Here is a 518-nt window from a genome sequence, read left to right as displayed (position 1 = left end):
GCAAAAATTGGAGGTGCTGCCTTACCACCGGATGGGTGTCTATAAATGGGAGCAGCTCGGAAAAGCCTATCCGCTGGAGCATGTACCGACGCCAAGCGACCGGGAGCTGGAGCGGGCGAAACGTTTGATTGACCAAGGAAGAGAGCAAGCTTAAAGGGGAACCCCGCGGACATGCCGTCCGCGGGGTTTTTCGCGTTTTTAGCGACCGGACTGCTGCGCGTCGTACTCGTCCGAATACGCAGCCAAGGACTTGATTTTACCGTGCGGCTGCTGGGTTTGCTTGCGGATTTTCCATTGGTTTTCCTTGCGGCGTTTCGAATGGCTCATCGCAATTCAGCTCCTTTAGGGCATGGTAAAAATCGGCCTTGCCTCCTTAGGATGCCGGACGGGCGGTTGTTTCATGTATTGGAACAATATAGTATTTTTGTTAATATATTAATAGTCTCGCTTGTGCAGAGAGGAGGGTAGCGCGATCAACGTTTCATAGGCTTTCTAAGGTTGAAAGACCAGTATACGAT

Annotated in this window: 1 protein-coding gene and 1 pseudogene; one reads left to right on the top strand and one right to left on the bottom strand. The window is 51.4% G+C overall.

Going from position 1 to position 518, the window contains the following annotated elements; translation table 11 throughout:
* Window positions 1-154: pseudogene (locus QJ48_RS37900) on the top strand (pyruvate formate-lyase 1-activating enzyme); the annotation flags it as partial.
* A 44-nt stretch (window positions 155-198) separates the two neighbouring features.
* On the opposite strand, the gene QJ48_RS39115 reads toward QJ48_RS37900, so the two are convergent.
* Complete coding sequence (locus QJ48_RS39115; protein ID WP_220389012.1) at window positions 199-327, bottom strand: DUF6254 family protein; 129 nt, start codon at window positions 325-327, stop codon at window positions 199-201.
* Between the last annotated feature and the right edge of the window lie 191 nt (window positions 328-518).

It is taken from the genome of Paenibacillus sp. A3 (genome assembly GCF_001399685.1).
Classification (GTDB): Bacteria; Bacillota; Bacilli; order Paenibacillales; family NBRC-103111; genus Paenibacillus_G.
Note: the sequence above shows the minus strand (reverse complement) of the source record. Positions and strands in the feature narration are given on the sequence as shown.

What these genes read in the sequence shown, in the direction of transcription:
- QJ48_RS39115 (WP_220389012.1), bottom strand. Translation starts at nt 327, where the DNA reads ATGAGCCATTCGAAACGCCGCAAGGAAAACCAATGGAAAATCCGCAAG.